A 14,487-nucleotide genomic window follows, 5' to 3' on the forward strand; every position below is an offset into this window, starting at 1 on the left:
AAAAAAGCCGTGTACCAAGTCACGGCTTCTTAAGTGACAGCCAAAATAGACGGTTTAAATACCTATTGGGCCACTAATCAACAGTCTATCTATCCATTGACGGTGCAGACTATACCATCTCAGCCTTGCCCTAACAAATTCCCAAAACAGCCAATACAACTTAATGATTCAATTTTTCTATTGCTTGAGCTGCCGTATCACGGGCTTGACGATCAATGATCAGCACCTCATCCACACTAGTGGGTTCAGCCAATGATAACTGTTCCACAACCCTAAGGTTGATGGCTGCAATATCAGTGAAACGAATGCGTGAATCTAAAAATGCCATAACGGATATTTCGTTCGCGGCATTCAGCGCTGTCGTGGCAGCTTGCCCTGCATTGCTTGCATCGATTGCCAATTTTAGACAAGGATAACGCTGATAATCCGGCGCAGCGAACGTCAGTTCGCGTATCTGGCAAAAATCGAGTGGTGCAACACCAGAATTAACCCGCATTGGGTACGCCATCGCATGTGCAATCGGGGTACGCATGTCTGGGGTCCCCATCTGGGCCAGTACACTACCATCGTGATAACGCACCATCGAGTGAATGACAGATTGAGGATGCAAAATAACCTCAACCTGCTCTGCACTGGCATTGAATAACCAACGCGCCTCGATATACTCCAGCCCTTTGTTCATCATAGTCGCGGAGTCGACTGAAATTTTGCGCCCCATAGACCAGTTTGGATGAGCACAAGCCTGATCTGGTGTGACATCGGCAAATTGTGATAAAGGTATTTCACGCAGTGGGCCACCTGAGCCAGTTAAAATAATGCGCGAGACGCCATTCTCACTCAGTGAAGAGTAGCCTAATTTACGCTGAATTTTCTCAGGTAAACTCTGAAAAATCGCATTATGTTCGCTGTCGATTGGCAGCAATTGTGCATGGCTGTGTTTCACTTCATCCATGAAAAGCTTGCCGCAGGTAATCAGTGACTCTTTGTTAGCCAGTAATACCTGTTTACCTGCACGAATAGCCGCCAGCGTTGAAGATAGGCCTGCCACACCGACAATTGCCGCCATCACTTGATCGACATCGTCTAACGCAGCCAGTTCACCGGCCGCTTTTTCACCATGAAAAACTTCGGTTTTCGAACCGTGCTCAGCCAATAACTGGCGCAACGCTTTGGCCGATATTTCATCTGACATCGCGGCATAGCGAGGAGAAAACTCGAGGCATTGCATTGCCATCTGCTCGACATTGCGACCAGCCACAAGTGCAGTAACGTTGAATAATTCGGGATTAGCGCGGACAACACCCAGAGTGCTGTTACCGATGGAGCCAGTAGAACCAAGAATAGTCAGTTGCTTCATGAGAGTGCTCTGAATAACTGTTTTTATGATAGGCGAGAGCGCAACCGACCCGAATAACAGGTGGTCTAATAAATATCCTCGGCCCAATTTTATAGCGTATTACTGCCGATATCGCATGACTCTACTGACCTAGTGAATCGGCAAAATAGTGATCCTGCTAAAAACAAAGCGCCACCTAAGCGACGCTCTGTTTTTTGTCAGGCAGGATTAGAAATCCATCAACTCAGCTTCTTTAGCCGCTAATGCAGTATCAACTTTCTTGATAAAAGCATCGGTCAGCTTTTGGATATCATCTTGAGAACGGCGGTCTTCGTCTTCACTGATCTCTTTATCTTTCAACAAAGCTTTCACTTTTTCGTTAGCATCACGGCGCACGTTACGAATCGATACACGGCCCTGCTCTGCTTCTGCACGAACAACTTTGATCAAGTCTTTACGGCGCTCTTCTGTCAATGCTGGCAGTGGAACACGAATAACGGTACCCGCGGAAGAAGGATTCAGCCCTAAATCGGAGGTCATGATCGCTTTCTCAACCGCGGCGCTAAGGCTGCGGTCAAACACGGTCAATGCCAGAGTACGGGAGTCTTCAACCACAATGTTAGCCAACTGGCGCAATGGCGTAGCAGTGCCATAATACTCAACCTGAATGCCATCAAGAATACTTGGAGAAGCACGACCGGTACGGATCTTACTGATATGGTTTTGGAAAGCTTCAAAGCATTTTTCCATACGCACTTCAGTATCTTTTCTAATTTCGTTAATCACGTTGTGAACCCTTGGAAACTGGTTACTTGGCAGGCCATAGCATGAGTATAGCCGGTGAATATACAAACCAACAGTTGCAGGCATTGGGGGCATATCTGAAAGCCGCATGCCCCTGACAATACAGGCTGCCGCTTATTTAGCGATCGCTGTCACTTCTTTAGTGATCAACGTCCCTTCATTCTCACCCATCACCACGCGACGCAGAGCGCCAGGTTTGTTCATATTGAAAACACGAATTGGCAAGTTATGATCACGGGCCAAAGTGAAGGCCGCCAGATCCATAACTTTTAGCTCGCGCTCCAGAACATCCTGATAGGTTAGCTGCTCAAACAGTGTTGCGTCAGGGTTTTTAACCGGATCTGCGGAGTAAACTCCATCAACTTTCGTCGCTTTCAGCACCACATCAGCTTCGATCTCGATACCGCGCAGACAGGCCGCGGAATCGGTGGTGAAGAAAGGGTTACCTGTACCTGCGGCAAAAATCACCACACGGTTATGACGCAGCAAGCTGATAGCTTCAGCCCAACTGTAATTATCACACACACCATTAAGTGGAATAGCAGACATCAGGCGGGCGTTCACATAGGCACGGTGCAGTGCATCTCGCATTGCCAGGCCGTTCATTACGGTAGCCAGCATTCCCATGTGGTCGCCCACTACGCGGTTCATCCCAGCTTGTGCCAAACCGGCACCGCGGAATAGGTTACCACCGCCAATGACCACACCGACCTGAATGCCCAATTCGACCAGCTCTTTCACTTCTTGAGCCATGCGATCCAAAACGCTTGCGTCGATACCAAAACCTTCCGCGCCTTGCAGGGCTTCGCCGCTAAGCTTAAGCAGGATACGCTGATATACGGGTTTTGCATTGGTTGCCATGGTGTTCTGTCCTAAGCAGCAGTAATAAATATTGGGAACTTGACCGTCAAATGTTCAAAGCAATACCGTGCGCTGAAAACTGACAGGACTAAGCTTATACCCTAAATAATTCGAGTTGCAGGAAGACGACGACTGAGCGAATCCTCAGAAGCTTACATAAGTAAGTGACTGAAGTGAACGAAAGCAGTCAACGCACCTGTAATTTGAAGTATGACGGGTATCGAGTGGATAAAATGGAACCGCCGATTGGCGGCCCCATTTTTAGCATTAAGACTGTTTGCTCATTGCTGCAACTTCAGCAGCAAAGTCAGTCTCAACTTTCTCAATGCCTTCGCCCACTTCAAAGCGGATGAAGTTTGTTACGTCAGCTTTGTTCTCTTTCAACAAATCACCAACGGTTTTGCTTGGGTCCATAACGAAGTTCTGACCAGTCAGAGAAACTTCGCCGGTGAACTTACGCATACGGCCTTCAACCATCTTCTCAGCAATTTCACGTGGTTTGCCGGATTCGATAGCAATGTCCAACTGGATTTGGTGCTCGCGAGCAACAACTTCAGCAGGAACATCGTCTGGCTTAACATATTCTGGTTTGCTTGCAGCAATGTGCATAGCAATGTGCTTAACCAGCTCTTCATCAGCGCCAGTTGCTGCAACCATAACGCCGATACGAGCGCCGTGCAGATAAGTACCCAGAACATCGCCTTCCAGAGCAGCAATACGACGAATATTGATGTTCTCGCCGATTTTAGCTACCAAATTGGCGCGTTGCTCTTCAAACTTAGCTTTCAGATCGTCGATATTAGTGATTTTGTCAGCCAGAGCTGCGTTGATAACTTCTTCGCCAAATGCTTTGAAGCCAGCATCTTTAGCAACAAAGTCAGTTTCGCAGTTCAGTTCCAGAATCACACCGAACTTACCGTCGGCTGAAAGTTGAGCCAGGATGATGCCTTCAGCAGCGATACGGCCTGCTTTCTTGGCAGCTTTAGCCTGACCAGATTTACGCATATTGTCGATGGCAAGCTCGATGTCGCCGTTAGCTTCAACCAACGCCTTTTTACATTCCATCATGCCTGCGGCAGTACGCTCACGCAGTTCTTTTACCAAAGCAGCGGTAATAGCAACCATTTAAATTTCCTCGGTTCTCTTGTGAAAACAAGATCTCACATTAGATACGCAAAGGGGGCCTATAAAGGCCCCCTAACCAACATATTTCAATACCTGGTTAATAAGGGCTCCAACGAGCCTGACTTATTATTCAGCTTCTACGAAGCTTTCTTCCGCTTGAACGGCCAAGTCTTGAGAACGACCTTCAGTGACGGCAGTAGCAACGGCGTTCAGGTACAGTTTAACTGCACGGATCGCGTCATCGTTACCTGGGATGATAAAGTCAACGCCATCTGGATCGGAGTTAGTATCAACGATAGAGAATACCGGGATACCCAGGTTGTTAGCTTCTTTGATAGCGATGTGTTCGTGATCAGCATCAACAACAAACAGAGCGTCTGGTAAACCGCCCATGTCTTTGATACCGCCCAGGCTGTTTTCCAGCTTGTTCAGTTCACGAGTACGCATCAGCGCTTCTTTTTTGGTCAGCTTGTCAAAGGTGCCGTCTTGAGACTGGATTTCCAAATCTTTCAAACGTTTGATGGACTGACGAACAGTTTTCCAGTTAGTCAGCATCCCGCCCAACCAGCGATGGTTCACGAAGAACTGGTCGCAGTTGTTGGCAGCGTCTTTTACCGCTTCGCTTGCTGCGCGTTTAGTACCAACGAACAAGATCTTACCTTTACGGGAAGAGATCTTTTTCAATTCAGCCAAAGCTTCGTTGAACATTGGTACGGTCTTTTCCAGGTTGATGATGTGAACTTTGTTACGTGCGCCGAAGATGAAAGGCTTCATTTTCGGGTTCCAGTAACGGGTCTGGTGACCGAAGTGAACACCGGCCTGGAGCATGTCGCGCATGGAAACAGTTGCCATGATTAAAACCTCTATAGTATCAGTTGGGGTTATGCCTCCACGTGCCCCATAACGCCGACCCCATAAGAAATTGATAATCATCAAAAACTTTAGGGCACCCCGGCGTATGTGTCGACACGTGTGTGTTATTTACACATATGAGTGCGATTGGTATTACTCAGCTAAACAGCTACCTGCCATCAGGACATGCCCTGAAATCGGACCTGAAACGACAACATAATAGTGCGGTTTGCCGGCGCGCTTTATACCATAAACGGCCGCAACACACCAACTTTTGTTGCATTTAGTGTCGTCACTGCAAACGAAAGTTTGGCAGCTAATTGCAGGGCTGGTACCATTAGCGACAGGTTATTTAGGGTATATGATATTTATTACCTGCTTATTCATATTACGGCGGCTGGTTGGTATTCACAGCCCCTACGGACACTTTTGCATGGCAATCTCAATAAAAACACCTGACGATATTCAAAAAATGCGCGTTGCTGGCCGCCTGGCTGCTGAAGTGCTGGAGATCATTGAACCTCACGTAAAACCGGGGGTAACCACTGGTGAACTCGATCGTATCTGCCACGATCATATCACCAACCATCAGCAGGCTATCTCTGCTTGTCTGGGTTACCACGGCTTTCCTAAATCGGTTTGTATTTCTATTAATGAAGTTATTTGTCACGGCATTCCAAGTGATGAGAAAGTGTTGAAAGACGGTGACATCGTCAATATCGACGTGACTGTTATTAAAGACGGTTTCCATGGCGATACATCAAAAATGTTTATCGTCGGCAAACCGACCATTTTGGGTGAGCGCCTGTGCCGCGTCACTCAAGAGAGCCTGTACCTGGCAATCAAAATGGTCAAGCCGGGTATCCGCCTGCGCACTCTGGGTAAAGAGATCCAAAAATTTGTGGAAGCGGAGAACTTTTCTGTGGTGCGTGAATATTGTGGCCACGGTATTGGCGAAGGTTTCCATGAAGAACCACAAGTGCTGCACTACGATGCAGACGACGGTGGCGTAATCCTACAAACTGGTATGGCTTTCACCATTGAGCCTATGGTCAACGCAGGGGATTACCGAATTCGTACCATGAAAGATGGCTGGACGGTAAAAACTAAAGATCGCAGCTTGTCGGCACAGTACGAGCATACTATTGTGGTAACCGATAACGGCTGCGAAATAATGACGTTGCGAAAGGATGACACCATCCCCAACATCATAACGCACGAGTAATAATGACAAGCCGGCAGCCGCCGGCTTTTTTATGGGCTGCGTCTTTTTATCAGGTCGCATTTATCGGGTAAACATATGTCTGACAATCACACCGAGCACTCTGTATCCCCTGCGGTACCGAAGGTCATTCCTGAGCAGCCCGCACCACCGAGTACTTATCTCGATAGTGACCTTAATTGCCCGATTCTCAAGCAGCGGCTTGAGACTTTCCAACTTTGGCAGGCGGAAGCATTCAATGGCGGAATCAGTGCCGAGATATTAATTGCTGCGCGCAGTGATTACATTGACCGCCTGTTACGGCGGTTGTGGACATTTTATGGTTTTGATGATGTGGCTGAAACCGCGCTGGTTGCCGTGGGCGGCTATGGCCGTGGTGAACTGCACCCCTTATCAGATATTGATGTATTGGTTCTCAGCAAGCAGCGTCTAAGCGATGAAGATGCGCAACGCGTCGGCCAGTTGATCACTTTGCTATGGGACCTGAAACTGGAAGTCGGCCACAGCGTGCGCACACTGGAAGAGTGTTTGCTCGAGGGGTTAGCCGACCTCACTGTCGCCACCAATATGATTGAGTCACGTTTGATTTGCGGTGATGTAGCCCTGTTTTTACAGATGCAAAAGCACATTTTTAGCGACAATTTCTGGCCCTCGCCGCAATTTTTCCATGCCAAAATCACCGAACAACAAGAACGGCATAAACGCTACCATGGCACCAGTTATAACCTGGAGCCTGATATCAAAAGTAGCCCTGGTGGGTTACGGGATATCCACACCCTACAATGGGTAGCCCGCCGCCATTTTGGTGCCACATCCTTAAGTGAGATGGTTGATTTCGGTTTTCTGACCAAAGCTGAGCGCAATGAGCTGATTGAAAGCCAGAGTTTTCTGTGGCGCATCCGTTTCGCGCTGCATTTGGTATTAACTCGCTACGATAACCGCCTGCTGTTTGACCGCCAACTGAGTGTGGCTCAGCTTTTGCAATATCAGGGCGAAGGCAATGAACCGGTCGAACGGATGATGAAAGATTTTTATCGTATGACCCGTCGGGTCAGCGAACTGAACAACATGCTGCTACAACTGTTTGACGAAGCCATATTGGCGCTGGGTACCAATGAAAAACCACGTCCACTGGATGATGAATTTCAGTTACGCGGGGATTTAATAGATCTGCGTGATGAGAACTTATTTATCCAGCAGCCTGAAGCTATTATGCGCATGTTCTATCTGATGGTACGCAATCAGGATATCAAAGGCATATATTCCACCACAGTACGCCGCTTACGCCATGCCCGGCGGCATCTGAAACAGCCTTTATGTAACATTCCTGAAGCCCGCAAGCTATTCATGGCTATTTTGCGCCACCCTGGGGCGGTTTCCCGGGCATTATTACCGATGCATCGCCACAGCGTGCTGTGGGCCTATATGCCACAATGGGGCAGTATCGTTGGCCAGATGCAGTTTGACCTGTTTCACGCCTACACCGTAGATGAGCACACTATCCGCGTGTTACTTAAACTCGAAAGCTTTGCCGATGAAAAAACCCGGCCACGCCATCCTCTCTGCGTCGAGCTTTACCCACGCCTGCCTCAACCTGAATTATTGTTGCTAGCAGCGCTGTTCCACGATATTGCCAAAGGGCGTGGAGGCGATCATTCAATACTGGGCGCTCACGATGTATTGGAGTTTGCCGAGCAGCACGGTCTTAACTCGCGCGAAGCTCAACTTGTGGCTTGGTTAGTTCGTTGCCACCTATTGATGTCAGTGACAGCTCAGCGTCGGGATATTCAGGACCCTGCGGTTATTCAGCAATTCTCCGCCGAAGTACAAAGCGAAACTCGCTTGCGCTATTTAGTCAGTCTGACAGTGGCTGATATTTGCGCCACCAATGAAAATTTGTGGAATAGCTGGAAACAGAGCCTGTTACGCGAACTTTATTTCGCCACAGAAAAACAGTTACGCCGTGGTATGCAAAACAGCCCGGATTTGCGCGAACGTGTCCGTCACCACCGGCTACAAGCTCTGGCGCTGCTGCGGATGGATAATATCGATGAAGAAGCATTGCACCGCATCTGGAGCCGCTGCCGGGCTGATTATTTCCTGCGTCATTCACCCAATCAATTAGTCTGGCATGCCCGCCACTTATTAGAGCATGACTCAACCAAGCCACTGGTGTTAGTTAGCCGTCAGGCAACACGGGGGGGAACCGAAATATTCATCTGGAGCCCTGACCGCCCATCACTGTTTGCTGCGGTGGTCGGTGAGCTGGATCGCCGCAATCTGAGTGTTCATGATGCACAGATTTTCACCAACCGCGATGGTATGGCGATGGATACCTTTATCGTATTGGAGCCAGATGGCAGCCCACTGGCTCAAGATAGACATCCCATCATTAGTCATGCCTTAGAACAAGCGATGACCCAGCCGAATTATCAACATCCGCGCGTCAGGCGATTATCACCTAAATTACGGCATTTCAGTGTGCCGACTGAAACCAATTTCTTGCCAACCCATAACGAGCGCCGTACTTATCTGGAGTTAATTGCACTGGACCAGCCGGGCTTACTGGCTCGGGTAGGTGGGATATTTGCAGATTTAGGGTTATCGCTGCATAGCGCACGTATCACAACTATTGGCGAGCGGGTGGAGGATTTATTTGTATTAGCAGACAAAGATCGCCGCGCTTTAAGTATTGAAACCCGCCGCGAATTAGCACAACGGTTGACAGATACCCTCAATCCGAACGATAAACTGTGATACAAATAACTTTTTAGTCATTAATTTTTCTTACAACCCATTTTGAAGGGAACAGGATGCAGCAACTACAGAACGTTATTGAAACCGCCTTCGAACGCCGTGCAGATATCACGCCGGCCAACGTTGATACCGTAACCCGCGAAGCGATTAACCACGTGATTGATCTGCTTGATACCGGTGCACTACGGGTGGCAGAAAAGATTGACGGCCAGTGGGTTACCCATCAATGGCTGAAGAAAGCGGTACTGCTGTCTTTCCGTATCAATGATAACCAGGTCATGGAAGGCGCAGAAACGCGTTACTACGACAAAGTACCAATGAAATTCGCCGGTTACGATGAAGCGCGCTTCCAACGTGAAGGCTTCCGTGTCGTACCACCAGCAACCGTACGTAAAGGCGCATTTATCGCTCGTAATACCGTACTGATGCCTTCTTATGTGAATATTGGCGCTTTCGTTGATGAAGGCACCATGGTCGATACCTGGGCAACTGTCGGCTCTTGCGCGCAAATTGGTAAGAATGTGCACTTGTCCGGTGGTGTTGGCATTGGTGGCGTGCTTGAGCCACTGCAAGCCAACCCAACCATCATTGAAGATAACTGCTTTGTCGGTGCGCGTTCAGAAGTGGTTGAAGGGGTTATCGTCGAAGAAGGTTCCGTTATCTCCATGGGCGTATTTATTGGGCAAAGCACCCGTATTTACGATCGTGAAACTGGTGAAATTCACTATGGCCGCGTTCCGGCCGGGTCTGTTGTCGTTTCCGGTAACCTGCCCTCGAAAGACGGTAGCTACAGCCTGTACTGTGCAGTTATCGTGAAGAAAGTTGACGCAAAAACCCGTGGAAAAGTCGGTATTAATGAGTTATTACGCACCATCGACTAAGATGAATATAGCGGGCTAATCACCCGCTATTTTTTTGCTTTGTGAAGTTATCGCCTGCAATCACATACTTTGGCGAAATTTACCGTCATAATCATAAACTGTGGAATATAAAATCAAAAAGGTGGCGCTATGTATGACAATCTGAAAAGCTTAGGAATCACACAACCAGAAGATGTCGATCGCTATAGCCTGCGTCAGGAGGCCAATAACGACATTCTGAAAATTTATTTCCGCAAAGATAAAGGCGAGTTTTTTGCTAAGAGTGTGAAATTCAAATATCCACGCCAACGCAAAACTGTGGTGGCGGATAACGCTGGACATGGTTACAAAGAAATCAATGAAATCAATCCTAACCTCCGTTACGTCATTGATGAGTTGGATCAACTGTGTAAGCGCGATCAGATTGAAGTGGATTTGAAACGCAAAATCCTGGATGACTTGCGCCATTTAGAAAGCGTTGTTGCCAATAAGATTTCAGAAATTGAATCAGATTTAGAAAAGCTGACCAACGGCCGCTAAATCTAGCTGAACACGTATTGTGGCAGCACACTGCACGCCACAATACGTCATTGAGCAGAAGCTATGTTACTTAAGCAAGCGGCCCCATTTTTCTACCCACAACGCTGAAACCACTTCTGGCTCAGGGTGTTCCATCGCGTCAATATCCAGTCGTTCACCAATCCGTGTCGCCCCCTGCTCTTGCAACAGTTCATCAAATGCGCGCCCTGCGCCGCAGAAATTATCATAACTGCTGTCACCTAGTGCAATGACGCCATAACGTAGCTCTGGCTGAAACCCAACCTGATCACGAACAGCGACGAACAGTGCTGCTATGCTGTCAGGGAAGTCGCCTTGTCCGGTGGTAGATGTGATAACCAGTGCATAATGTTGACGATAATACTGCCAGGCTTCTAAAGTCCCCTCTTCAAACAGTGTTACCTCATGCCCCTGCTCTTTCAGTATGTTTTCAGCTTCTTCCGCCACTAACAACGCATTACCGTAGACAGTGCCGACAAAAATCCCGACCTGAGCCATAAAAGATATTCCCTTTTAACCAGAAAAAATTATTCACTATCCTGACCTTCGGTCGCTGGAAACTCAACCCTTTCAAGATGAGGGGTAATACCCAACCAGCCAAAGTGTGACATCAAGCCTTGCCAGGATTCATCCCAACGCGCCGTAAGCGAAAGCACCTCACCAGTGACTGGATGATTCAATTGTAAATGGCTAGCGTGCAACATGAGCCGTGAGCAATCAAAGTGTTGGGCAATACCTCTATTCTGACGCAAATCACCGTGGGCACTATCACCAATAATTGGATGGCGTATATGTGCCATATGCCGCCGTAACTGATGCTTACGCCCTGTTTCCGGTTTCAGCTCCAATAAACTGAAGCGTGATGTGTCATAGCGCCCAATAGCAACAGGAACTTCCACTTGAGCCAAAGGCTGATAGTGGGTAACTGACGGTTGTGGTGCTTTATCTTGTTTGGAATGTTTATCCGCGATTTTATCCAGTTCTTCGCTCATCGCGTAATCAACCGTACCACCTTCCAGCACATAGCCACGAACCACCGCATGGTATGTTTTCTGAATCTGGTGCTGTTCGAACTGCGCCGAAAGAGCACGGGCAACATCACTGGATAACGCCATCAGCAGCACACCTGATGTTGGGCGATCCAGACGGTGGACGGTATAAACATGCTGGCCAATCTGGTCGCGCACCGTTTGCATCACAAATACGGTTTCATTACTGTCCAACCAACTACGGTGAACCAGCCAACCGGCGGGTTTATTCACCGCAACTATATATTCATCTTGGTAAATTATTTCCAGCATTAGTTACTTTCTTTATTCAACAGATCATCGAGACACTGTAATTGTGCCAGCAGTATGGTGCAATCTGGCCGACTATCACCACTTAATGCCTCTTCAAAGTATGGCGTAATGGCGAAACGTGTCGGAAGTGGGTTATTCGATTCCAGCAATGCATACATTCGGGGAATTAGTACCCATTGCAACCACTGCTCGGCATCCATGGTATCGATACTGAAAGGCTCATTACTTTCGAAGGCTGCCGCTGGCGGCGGAACAACTTGCCAAAGATCAATTGCTCGCATGGCAAGCTCAATATCCCGTAAGTTCTGACGCACCTGATTTTCTATACTCATGATTATGCTCTCAACCAAAAAACAGCCATTCGCCGGGCTGGTCCAACGGCGGCCAAGCATACCATTGAAGAAGGCGATGCCCAAACTCACGCCATAGACAACAGAAGGCTATTGGGCAAAATAAGCATAAAAAAAGGGGTACTGTTTTACCAGTACCCCTCAATTCGTTTCATAGCTATCCCGCTAAAAGTGATGCTCCCTGCTCAATCCATGAAAACTTTTCCGTGTGGTTATCCTAACCAGCAATCCGTCGCAGTGTCCTACACCATCCCGATGCTAATCCTGAGGTTATCCTAACCCACCATTCATCCTGAACCGGCTCTCAATCTCCATCCTGGAGGTGTCCTTTGTTCCATCCTGAAACATCCCTTCACTCGTCCTAAGCAGTCCCTGTGTTCTTCATCCTGAAGTGGTAGCATCCAGATACCGTCCTTCTCCGCCAGATCCTATCCGGCGATTAGAAGGATCGCTTAATCGACAAAGGGTGGCAAGACACTGTAAGAATAATGATGCTGATACTTTTACATATAAAAAAATGAACGTTTATAACAAAATGATTTTATTGAAGATAAATTTGACACAAAAATTTTACAGTTAAAGAATAGAAGTGATGTCTCACAGCCGGTGTGAGAGATCTCGCACACCGGCTTGACCAGAATAAACAATAACCACTTGCTTATTCAGGTAATACTGGACGCAATGCATCAAGAAAATGCATGAGAGTTGATGCCAGCAGGGTGCGCTTACTACTACCAAATTGCTCTAACACCACATTACCTGTGACATTGCACAATGAAGCCATTGTCATCTCTGACTCTGTGGTTGCCAAAAACAGCGTTGGCGAGAGTTTCAGCCTTTTTTGCGTGACCAGATGACCAATTAGATTCTCCTGTAAACGGATAAAATCATCTTCGCTCCACACTTGTAGCAGCGTAAAACGGTGATCACCTAAATCAGCCATCATGTCGCCAGCATATTGGCAGGTGTAAAACGCATGAATATCCGGGTGAAGCTGAATCTCCAACGCCCGTTCAATATTAGCCAATGTGGCATCGGCAACCGCTGGCTGTGGCAACCAAAATACCTGACTGTCCTGAGTTTCCACGATGCAAGGTGAAGGAACACCATAAAGTTCTTCACTGGCGGGCAGATGCCCGGTCTGCTGCTGCCATAGATTGATATAACGTTGGGTAAAGCTATTTAGTGCCGTTGAAACATTCTGGTCCATTCTCGATTCTCAGTATCGCGGCAGCTTGCGCTGTATTGCTGAGTGCTACCCCCCCCACTCAGAAATGCAGTTAAACGCGGCATAAATTGATAAACTAAAGCTATTGTACCTTTCTCTCATCATGGGAACAGCATGTCTTCATATCAAGACCATAAGGCTCTGGCGGAACTGACGCTGGGCAAACCAACCGCTTATCGCGATCACTATGACGTCACCTTGTTGCAAGCTGTGCCACGCAGCATGAACCGTGAACCTCTCGGTTTATATCCAGATAACCTGCCCTTTCATGGTGCAGATATCTGGACGCTCTATGAATTGTCTTGGCTAAACAGTAATGGCCTGCCACAAGTTGCCGTGGGTGAAATCAGCCTGAATGCGGATAGTACTAATCTGATTGAATCCAAAAGCTTTAAACTCTATCTCAACAGTTTTAACCAAACCGTGTTTGCTGACTGGGAAAGTGTTCGCGCCACATTGCAACGCGATTTGGCGGCCTGCGCTCAAGGTGATATCAGTGTCACGCTATATCAACTCAATGAAATAACACATCAACCCATTGCCGATTTCTCGGGGGAATGTCTCGACCAACAGGATATTCGTATCAATAGCTATGAATTTAGCGCCGATTATCTGCAAGGGGCTACCACAAGCAACAGAGTAGAAGAGAGCCTGGTCAGTCATCTGCTCAAATCCAACTGCCTGATTACTCACCAGCCAGATTGGGGATCAGTACAAATCAGCTACAGTGGCCCACAGATTAACCGAGAGGCACTGCTACGCTATCTGGTCTCTTTCCGGCACCATAATGAATTTCACGAACAGTGTGTAGAGCGTATCTTCAACGACATAATGCGTTTTTGTCAGCCTGAAACACTGTCGGTCTATGCTCGTTATACCCGCCGTGGCGGACTGGATATCAACCCTTGGCGCTCCAATACTGATTTTGTTCCATCAACTGGCCGTATGGCCCGGCAATAAATATATGCGTACATGTACGCAACATTTAAGCACAACGCACGTTAGTATTGGCAAAAACCGAGGGACAACGTTAAGGTTAATTACCGTATCTTCACGCTATTTTCAGTAGAGAAATCAGGGATAGATACTTAAAGATCTCTATGATATTCCACGGCAAAATAGAAAGCAGCATTCTGATATACCCAAAGTAATTGGTGTGGCTGGTAGGCAGCCAACACCCAGCAACGTCAAGTACGAAGGGTATACACGGACACTACCACCCTCCGGGGTGTA

Annotated in this window: 14 protein-coding genes; 5 read left to right on the forward strand and 9 right to left on the reverse strand. The window is 47.7% G+C overall.

What is annotated here, in order from left to right; genetic code table 11:
• Nucleotides 1-160 precede the first annotated feature (160 nt).
• From ispC to rpsB, 5 genes are all read right to left on the reverse strand, one after another.
• Entirely contained in the window at nucleotides 161-1,357 is a 1,197-nt protein-coding gene (gene ispC, locus Q2T71_RS16290) for a 1-deoxy-D-xylulose-5-phosphate reductoisomerase (RefSeq protein ID WP_372559768.1), read from the reverse strand.
• A gap of 207 nt (nucleotides 1,358-1,564) precedes the next feature.
• Nucleotides 1,565-2,122, reverse strand: a complete 558-nt coding sequence (frr, locus tag Q2T71_RS16295) for a ribosome recycling factor (RefSeq protein WP_083162921.1) — start codon at nucleotides 2,120-2,122, stop codon at nucleotides 1,565-1,567.
• A 132-nt stretch (nucleotides 2,123-2,254) separates the two neighbouring features.
• A complete protein-coding gene (pyrH, locus tag Q2T71_RS16300; RefSeq protein ID WP_083162919.1) occupies nucleotides 2,255-3,001 on the reverse strand; it encodes a UMP kinase in 747 nt (248 codons plus the stop codon).
• A gap of 267 nt (nucleotides 3,002-3,268) precedes the next feature.
• Nucleotides 3,269-4,126, reverse strand: coding sequence for a translation elongation factor Ts (gene tsf / locus Q2T71_RS16305; protein WP_372559769.1), 858 nt, complete (start codon nucleotides 4,124-4,126; stop codon nucleotides 3,269-3,271).
• Between the two features lie 126 nt (nucleotides 4,127-4,252).
• Nucleotides 4,253-4,978 (reverse strand): 30S ribosomal protein S2, encoded by a 726-nt coding sequence (gene rpsB, locus Q2T71_RS16310; protein ID WP_083164108.1) that lies wholly within the window; start codon nucleotides 4,976-4,978, stop codon nucleotides 4,253-4,255.
• 433 nt (nucleotides 4,979-5,411) lie between these two features.
• Here rpsB and map point away from each other — a divergent pair, with 433 nt between their 5' ends.
• The 4 genes from map to Q2T71_RS16330 all read left to right on the forward strand — a co-directional run bounded on the left by map (nucleotide 5,412) and on the right by Q2T71_RS16330 (nucleotide 10,357).
• Complete coding sequence (map, locus tag Q2T71_RS16315; RefSeq protein ID WP_372559770.1) at nucleotides 5,412-6,203, forward strand: type I methionyl aminopeptidase; 792 nt, start codon at nucleotides 5,412-5,414, stop codon at nucleotides 6,201-6,203.
• Nucleotides 6,204-6,278: 75 nt separating this feature from the next.
• Nucleotides 6,279-8,957 carry a bifunctional uridylyltransferase/uridylyl-removing protein GlnD gene (gene glnD, locus Q2T71_RS16320; RefSeq protein WP_372559771.1) on the forward strand — a complete coding sequence of 893 codons (2,679 nt, stop codon included), beginning with the start codon at nucleotides 6,279-6,281 and terminating at the stop codon, nucleotides 8,955-8,957.
• A 56-nt stretch (nucleotides 8,958-9,013) separates the two neighbouring features.
• On the forward strand, nucleotides 9,014-9,838 hold the full coding sequence (gene dapD / locus Q2T71_RS16325; protein WP_004391708.1) for a 2,3,4,5-tetrahydropyridine-2,6-dicarboxylate N-succinyltransferase: 825 nt from the start codon (nucleotides 9,014-9,016) through the stop codon (nucleotides 9,836-9,838).
• Between the two features lie 129 nt (nucleotides 9,839-9,967).
• Nucleotides 9,968-10,357, forward strand: a complete 390-nt coding sequence (locus Q2T71_RS16330; RefSeq protein WP_004706707.1) for a DUF3461 family protein — start codon at nucleotides 9,968-9,970, stop codon at nucleotides 10,355-10,357.
• 66 nt (nucleotides 10,358-10,423) lie between these two features.
• Here Q2T71_RS16330 and Q2T71_RS16335 read toward each other — a convergent pair whose 3' ends face one another.
• From Q2T71_RS16335 to syd, 4 genes are all read right to left on the reverse strand, one after another.
• A complete protein-coding gene (locus tag Q2T71_RS16335) occupies nucleotides 10,424-10,873 on the reverse strand; it encodes a flavodoxin (protein WP_083162913.1) in 450 nt (149 codons plus the stop codon).
• A 29-nt stretch (nucleotides 10,874-10,902) separates the two neighbouring features.
• Nucleotides 10,903-11,676: a tRNA pseudouridine(65) synthase TruC gene (gene truC, locus Q2T71_RS16340; protein ID WP_372559772.1), complete on the reverse strand. Its 774-nt coding sequence runs from the start codon at nucleotides 11,674-11,676 to the stop codon at nucleotides 10,903-10,905.
• The gene (locus tag Q2T71_RS16345) at nucleotides 11,676-12,008 is read right to left on the reverse strand and encodes a YqcC family protein (protein WP_083164106.1); all 333 of its coding nucleotides are present in this window, start codon (nucleotides 12,006-12,008) and stop codon (nucleotides 11,676-11,678) included. The genes truC and Q2T71_RS16345 overlap by 1 nt, the downstream gene beginning before the upstream one ends.
• Before the next feature lie 676 nt (nucleotides 12,009-12,684).
• Complete coding sequence (syd, locus tag Q2T71_RS16350) at nucleotides 12,685-13,236, reverse strand: SecY-interacting protein (RefSeq protein WP_372559773.1); 552 nt, start codon at nucleotides 13,234-13,236, stop codon at nucleotides 12,685-12,687.
• Nucleotides 13,237-13,368: 132 nt separating this feature from the next.
• Here syd and queF point away from each other — a divergent pair, with 132 nt between their 5' ends.
• Nucleotides 13,369-14,214 carry an NADPH-dependent 7-cyano-7-deazaguanine reductase QueF gene (gene queF / locus Q2T71_RS16355; protein WP_372559774.1) on the forward strand — a complete coding sequence of 282 codons (846 nt, stop codon included), beginning with the start codon at nucleotides 13,369-13,371 and terminating at the stop codon, nucleotides 14,212-14,214.
• The last annotated feature ends 273 nt before the right edge of the window (nucleotides 14,215-14,487 follow it).

The sequence above is a fragment of the Yersinia sp. 1652 StPb PI genome (assembly GCF_041538345.1).
Lineage (GTDB): Bacteria > Pseudomonadota > Gammaproteobacteria > Enterobacterales > Enterobacteriaceae > Yersinia > Yersinia enterocolitica_E.

Excerpts from the sequence above, each read along its gene's own strand:
- ispC (WP_372559768.1), bottom strand. The coding sequence starts at position 1,357 with ATGAAGCAACTGACTATTCTTGGTTCTACTGGCTCCATCGGTAACAGC.
- pyrH (WP_083162919.1), bottom strand. The coding sequence starts at position 3,001 with ATGGCAACCAATGCAAAACCCGTATATCAGCGTATCCTGCTTAAGCTT.
- tsf (WP_372559769.1), bottom strand. The coding sequence starts at position 4,126 with ATGGTTGCTATTACCGCTGCTTTGGTAAAAGAACTGCGTGAGCGTACT.
- rpsB (WP_083164108.1), bottom strand. The coding sequence starts at position 4,978 with ATGGCAACTGTTTCCATGCGCGACATGCTCCAGGCCGGTGTTCACTTC.
- map (WP_372559770.1), top strand. The coding sequence starts at position 5,412 with ATGGCAATCTCAATAAAAACACCTGACGATATTCAAAAAATGCGCGTT.
- glnD (WP_372559771.1), top strand. The coding sequence starts at position 6,279 with ATGTCTGACAATCACACCGAGCACTCTGTATCCCCTGCGGTACCGAAG.
- dapD (WP_004391708.1), top strand. The coding sequence starts at position 9,014 with ATGCAGCAACTACAGAACGTTATTGAAACCGCCTTCGAACGCCGTGCA.
- Q2T71_RS16330 (WP_004706707.1), top strand. The coding sequence starts at position 9,968 with ATGTATGACAATCTGAAAAGCTTAGGAATCACACAACCAGAAGATGTC.
- Q2T71_RS16335 (WP_083162913.1), bottom strand. The coding sequence starts at position 10,873 with ATGGCTCAGGTCGGGATTTTTGTCGGCACTGTCTACGGTAATGCGTTG.
- truC (WP_372559772.1), bottom strand. The coding sequence starts at position 11,676 with ATGCTGGAAATAATTTACCAAGATGAATATATAGTTGCGGTGAATAAA.
- Q2T71_RS16345 (WP_083164106.1), bottom strand. The coding sequence starts at position 12,008 with ATGAGTATAGAAAATCAGGTGCGTCAGAACTTACGGGATATTGAGCTT.
- syd (WP_372559773.1), bottom strand. The coding sequence starts at position 13,236 with ATGGACCAGAATGTTTCAACGGCACTAAATAGCTTTACCCAACGTTAT.
- queF (WP_372559774.1), top strand. The coding sequence starts at position 13,369 with ATGTCTTCATATCAAGACCATAAGGCTCTGGCGGAACTGACGCTGGGC.